This window comes from Micromonospora echinofusca (assembly GCF_017614955.1).
GTDB classification, from domain to species: domain Bacteria; phylum Actinomycetota; class Actinomycetes; order Mycobacteriales; family Micromonosporaceae; genus Micromonospora; species Micromonospora echinofusca_A.
Window position 1 is genome coordinate 1 of record NZ_WVUH01000458.1, and the last position, 4,713, is coordinate 4,713.

Genomic DNA, 4,713 nt, shown 5'->3' on the forward strand with positions numbered 1-4,713 from the left:
GGGCAGGCCGGCCGACCCAGCCCGGCCGGCCTGCCCCGGTCGGGAAGCTTGCCGATCCCTTGCCGGGCGCCGGCATCTCGGCTAGCTTGCCGTCTCTGCGGCTTCCGTCCACTGGAGAGGGTGGCATGGCGAACGAGACCATTCGGACCGAGGACGGAACCCGGTTCCACGTCGAGACCGACCAGAGGTACGTCTCGCCGCGGGCCGGCGAACCCGGCCGGCTGGTCCGCCAGAGACAGCAGTTCGGCGAGGTCATCCGCCAGGTGGCCAGATCCGTCAGTTCCGGGCTCGCCGGCACGCGCGCCGATTCGGTACGCATTCAGTTCGGTCTCGTCATGGATGCCGAGGGGGTCGTGACGGTCACCCGGGGTACGGAAGCCGCCAATCTGGTGGTGACCCTCGAATACTCGAACGGCCCGGCCGACGTTCCGAGCGGCGCGGACGGGTAGGCCCCGGTCGTGTCGGTACAGGGGGCGGCGCGGTGGCTGCTCGCCATCGGCGTGGCACTTCTCGGCCTGCACTGGTACCCGGCCCGGTGGTCCGGGTCGGCGCTGGTGCACGATCTCTACGCGAACCTCTCCACCAGTCTGCTGAGCATTTCGATCACGGTTCTGTTGATCGACCGGCTCTACGAGCAGCGTGACGCCCGTCAGTTGCGCAAGCGCCTGATCTGGGAGATGGGCAGCACCGACCAGGCGATCGCCACCCGGGCGACCAAGGAGCTGCGGGATGCGAAGTGGCTGGCCGACGGTTCGCTCCGGGAGGCTGATCTCGTACTGGCCAATCTCGAAGGTGCCCGGCTCGGTGGTGCGGACCTGGCGCGGGCGGACCTGACCTCGGCCAACCTGGCGGCGACGGACCTGACCCGGACGACCCTGGACGGGGCCGTCCTGGACGGTTGCGCCGCCGCCAGGGCCAACTTCAAGGGTGCCCGCCTGGTGGGCGCCCGGTTGAAGGGTGCGCGGATGACCGGCGCGAACTTCGACGATGCCGATCTTTCCGGCGAGGTCGACCTGCTCACCGCCTCGCTCGACGATACGAGCTTCCGGGGGGCGGTCCTGACCGGCGCCCGGCTGGAGGAGGCCGATCTGCTCAACTGCGACCTCTCCCATGCCGATCTCAGCGAGGCGGTGTTGCACCGGGCGAATCTCGACCAGGTGGACCTGACCGGCGCCAACCTCGAACGGGCCGATCTGCTGGAGGTCGAGAACTGGCGGGCGATCCGGAGTGTGACCGGGGCCCGGGTGTCCGGCCTGCGCAACGCGCCGGCCGGGTTCCGCACCTGGGCGCTCCAGAACGGCGCCGTCGAGTAGTACCGCCCTTCCTACGGCTCAGCCGTGGAAGCCGGTGCCGGTCTCCAGCAGCGTCTTCAGGTCGCTGAGCACCCAGGCCCAGCCGCCACCGGCACCTTCGCTCTCCTGGTCACCGGCGACCAGCCGGGCCAGCCCGGGAGCGCCGGTGAGGTCGTGGGTCACGGTGAGGGAGGTGACGCCGCCCTCACCCGCCTTGATTTCGTACGTCAGCCGGGTGAAGCCCTCCGCCGCGAGGCCCGGGTCCATCAGCATCCGCCAGGTCTGTACCAGTCGGTGCGGCGGGTCGGCCTCGATGACCTCGCCGTCGACGGCCAGTTCCGGGGCGCCGTGGGCGAGCATGCCGGGGCTGGCCTTGCCCTGGTACGCCCCGCCGGCGCGCAGGTCGTAGACGTTGCTGGCGCCGTACCCGTACCGCATGCTCCATTCCGGGTCGACGATCGCGTTCCACACCGCCTCCGGGGTGGCCCGGATGTAGACGCGGTGGACCTGCACGGTCCGGGTGTCCTGCTCAGTCCCTGTCATGGTCCTTCTCCAGCTCGTTCTTGAGGTCCAGGAGTGCCGTCACCTGCCGCTCGGTGTACTTGTCGATCCAGCGGTCGTGGATCAGCCGGATCGGTACCGGGTTGAGGAAGTGGTGCTTCTCCCGCCCGGAGCGGCGTACGACCACGAGGCCCGCCTCTTCCAGCACCCGCAGGTGCTTCATGACCCCGAACCGGGTCATCTCCAGCTCGGACTCCAGCTCGGTGAGCGTGCGGCCGTCACGCGCGAAGAGCAGGTCGAGCAGGAAACGCCGGGTCGGATCGGCGAGCGCCTTGAACACACGGTCGTCATCTGACACGCCTCAAGTTATGTGACCCGAAGGTCACATGTCAAGCCGGCCGGGGCGGCGCGCCCCCGTCACTCCCGCCCTGCGTTCTGCAAGTTGCACGAGCGGTCGGGGCGGGGCAGGCCGGCACGATAGCTCCACCTTTGCCGTGCTCAGTCCACTTTGGTGGCCGGCGATCCACGGCAGTACATGTTTCGGGAAACCGTTGGCAGACACGGCGTCCGACTACTGTCCGGTGTCCAGAACCTCAAATGATCCTGCGATCGTCCCGTTCCCCGTACTCCGCTGAGTCGTTGATCGGGACGTGCGACAGGGAGTCGCACATCCCGATCGTCATGGGATGGAGACAAATGAAGAAAGAGGGGCCCGAGGTCCCTGACCGGCAGGATCCTCCCGGGGACGCGGCACCGCGTTGGGAGGTACGAACGTTCACGACCTCGGCCATCGTGTGCGACGTGGCGGCAGAGATGCTGCACCACAGCGGACGCGATGGCCTGGCCGTGACGGCCAGGACCACCGCCCACCTGCTACACCTGGCAACCGTCTTTGCGAGGCAGGAAAGCCAGCGGTAGCACCAATGGTTCGGGGTCGGCCGGCAAGCCGGCCCCGTTCCCATTCTTCTGAGCAAACGAGCCCCATGTCCAGACGTTACGCTACGTCACCATTCTGGGATCATTTCTCTCCGGCTGCGGTCGGCCGTCCCGGGTCCGCAGATGCAACTCCTTGTGCTGGCGGACGAGTTCGTCCCAGACCTCCTGCGGGTAGTCCGGGTCGGGCGGAATCCACCGGTGCGAGCCGTCGCAGTAGTGGAACTTTTCGTCGCCCGGCCGCAGCCGGCTCACCCTCGGGTCCAGCCGACGATCCGGGCGTGCAGCCGCCCGGCGGGTACGTGGGTCAGGTCGGCCGCCGCCTCGACCAGCTTCCCGGCCAGGTAGACGGCGAGCGACACCCGGGCCCGGTGGTACTCGGCGAGCAGCTCGCGGCGCCGGGTCGGGCAGGGCCACTCGTCACCGCAGCCCCGGCAGATCCAGGACGGGGCGATCGGATGGTGCACACTCACCCGTCCACCACCTCCCCCTCGGTCTCCGTCGGACGTTCGGCGTCCGTCGGCCAGTCCGCCTCCACCGGCCGATCCGCCTCCGCCGTCGGGTCGGCGTCCGCCGGATGCTCGGCCTCCGCCGTCGGGTCGGCGTCCGCCGGATGCTCGGCCTCCGTCGGCCAGTGCTGCCGGCCGATCGGCACCCGGTGCCGGTACCGGCACGGCAACTCGGCACCGCACCGGCACACCCAGCGCCACGCCGGCCACGACCACACCGGACGGTGCCGCCGGGCGAGGGTGAGCGCCACCGCGCTCAGGAACTGCTCGTACGACACCCGCACCGCTCCCCCTTTCTGCCGCCCGCTCACCTATTCAGTTTTTCCACCCCGCCTTTCATTGCGCAATTCGACCCGCCCACCTAATCTATTCTCGCGTAATTGCACCGGACGTCCGACCAATTCCACCACTACATAAATATTCGTTTTGTTGCACCGAGAGAAAGGCTGTGTTGCATGGTGGATGAAACACTCGGCTCCACCGTCCCCCGGCGTCAGCTCGGGCGGCTCCTCACCGAGTTGCGGGTCCAGGCCGGCATCACGCTCGACGGGGCGGCCGAGGCGCTGGACTGCTCCCGGCAGAAGGTCTGGCGCATCGAGAAGGGACTCGTCCCGGTCCGGGTGGTGGACGCGCGGGCGATGTGCGATCTCTACCGGGTCGCACCGGCCGAGACGGCGATCGTGACCGGGCTGGCGAAGGAGACCCGGGCCCGGGGTTGGTGGCACTCGTACGGCGAGGTGGTACCGACCTGGTTCTCGCTCTACGTCGGGTTGGAGAGCAACGCCGCCGCGCTGCGGCAGTACGACGCCGAGCTGATCCCCGGGCTGCTCCAGACCCGGGAGTACGCCGCCGAGTTGTTCCTCCGCAAGTCACCGGACATGCCGGCGGCCGAGCGGGAGAAGCTGGTCGCGGTCCGGATGCAGCGGCAGGCGATCCTGGTCCGCCGGCTGCCGGACGCCCCGGCGTTCACCGCGATTCTCAGCGAGGCGGTGCTCCGGCGCACCATCCCGGACCGGGCGGCGATGGCCACCCAGTTGGCCCACCTGCGGGACACCGCCGCCCTGCCGAACGTCACCGTCCGGGTGCTGCCCTTCGCCGCCGGCCCGCCGCTGGCCTGCGAGTCCGGCGCCTTCACCATCCTGGACTTCCCGCCGGCCTTCGGCCGGGCCTCGGCCGAGCCGGCGACCGTCTACCAGGAGGGCATCACCGGCGCGCTCTACCTGGACCGGCCCGCCGAGGTGGCCGCCTACGAACGGGTCTGGGCCGACCTGGAGGCGCGGGCCCTGGATGCGGGACAATCAGTCAAGCTGATCACTTCGATCATGGAGGGTTCCTGATGACCGACCTGACCGGCGCGACCTGGCGCAAGAGCACCCGCAGCGGCGGCAGCGGCGGCAACTGCGTCGAGGTCGCCGACAACCTCCCCGGCGTCGTCGGCGTCCGGGACAGCAAGGACCCGACCGGCCCCGCCCTCACCT

General features: G+C 69.6%; 9 protein-coding genes. 4 read left to right on the top strand and 5 right to left on the bottom strand.

The window, feature by feature from the left end; genetic code table 11:
* Positions 1–125: 125 nt before the first annotated feature.
* Both GSF22_RS30810 and GSF22_RS30815 read left to right on the top strand, forming a co-directional pair.
* Positions 126–449, top strand: coding sequence for a CU044_2847 family protein (locus tag GSF22_RS30810; RefSeq protein ID WP_208817428.1), 324 nt, complete (start codon positions 126–128; stop codon positions 447–449).
* 9 nt (positions 450–458) lie between these two features.
* A complete protein-coding gene (locus GSF22_RS30815) occupies positions 459–1,313 on the top strand; it encodes a pentapeptide repeat-containing protein (RefSeq protein WP_208817429.1) in 855 nt (284 codons plus the stop codon).
* An 18-nt stretch (positions 1,314–1,331) separates the two neighbouring features.
* On the opposite strand, the gene GSF22_RS30820 is transcribed toward GSF22_RS30815, so the two are convergent.
* The 5 genes from GSF22_RS30820 to GSF22_RS35200 all read right to left on the bottom strand — a co-directional run bounded on the left by GSF22_RS30820 (position 1,332) and on the right by GSF22_RS35200 (position 3,513).
* Positions 1,332–1,835, bottom strand: a complete 504-nt coding sequence (locus GSF22_RS30820; RefSeq protein WP_208817430.1) for an SRPBCC family protein — start codon at positions 1,833–1,835, stop codon at positions 1,332–1,334.
* Positions 1,822–2,151 (bottom strand): ArsR/SmtB family transcription factor, encoded by a 330-nt coding sequence (locus GSF22_RS30825; protein WP_208817431.1) that lies wholly within the window; start codon positions 2,149–2,151, stop codon positions 1,822–1,824. Before GSF22_RS30825 ends, GSF22_RS30820 begins: the two co-directional genes overlap by 14 nt.
* A 641-nt stretch (positions 2,152–2,792) precedes the next feature.
* Entirely contained in the window at positions 2,793–2,981 is a 189-nt protein-coding gene (locus GSF22_RS30830; RefSeq protein WP_208817432.1) for a hypothetical protein, read from the bottom strand.
* The gene (locus GSF22_RS30835) at positions 2,978–3,199 is read right to left on the bottom strand and encodes a flavin reductase (protein ID WP_208817433.1); all 222 of its coding nucleotides are present in this window, start codon (positions 3,197–3,199) and stop codon (positions 2,978–2,980) included. The genes GSF22_RS30830 and GSF22_RS30835 overlap by 4 nt, the downstream gene beginning before the upstream one ends.
* A complete protein-coding gene (locus GSF22_RS35200) occupies positions 3,196–3,513 on the bottom strand; it encodes a hypothetical protein (RefSeq protein ID WP_244454447.1) in 318 nt (105 codons plus the stop codon). The genes GSF22_RS30835 and GSF22_RS35200 overlap by 4 nt, the downstream gene beginning before the upstream one ends.
* A gap of 177 nt (positions 3,514–3,690) precedes the next feature.
* On the opposite strand from GSF22_RS35200, the gene GSF22_RS30845 reads away from it, so the two are divergent.
* Together GSF22_RS30845 and GSF22_RS30850 are read left to right on the top strand one after the other, a co-directional pair.
* Entirely contained in the window at positions 3,691–4,572 is an 882-nt protein-coding gene (locus GSF22_RS30845; protein WP_208817434.1) for a helix-turn-helix domain-containing protein, read from the top strand.
* Positions 4,572–4,713 (top strand): DUF397 domain-containing protein (locus GSF22_RS30850; RefSeq protein WP_208817435.1); only part of this gene is annotated, 142 nt, incomplete at its 3' end. The genes GSF22_RS30845 and GSF22_RS30850, both read left to right, overlap by 1 nt.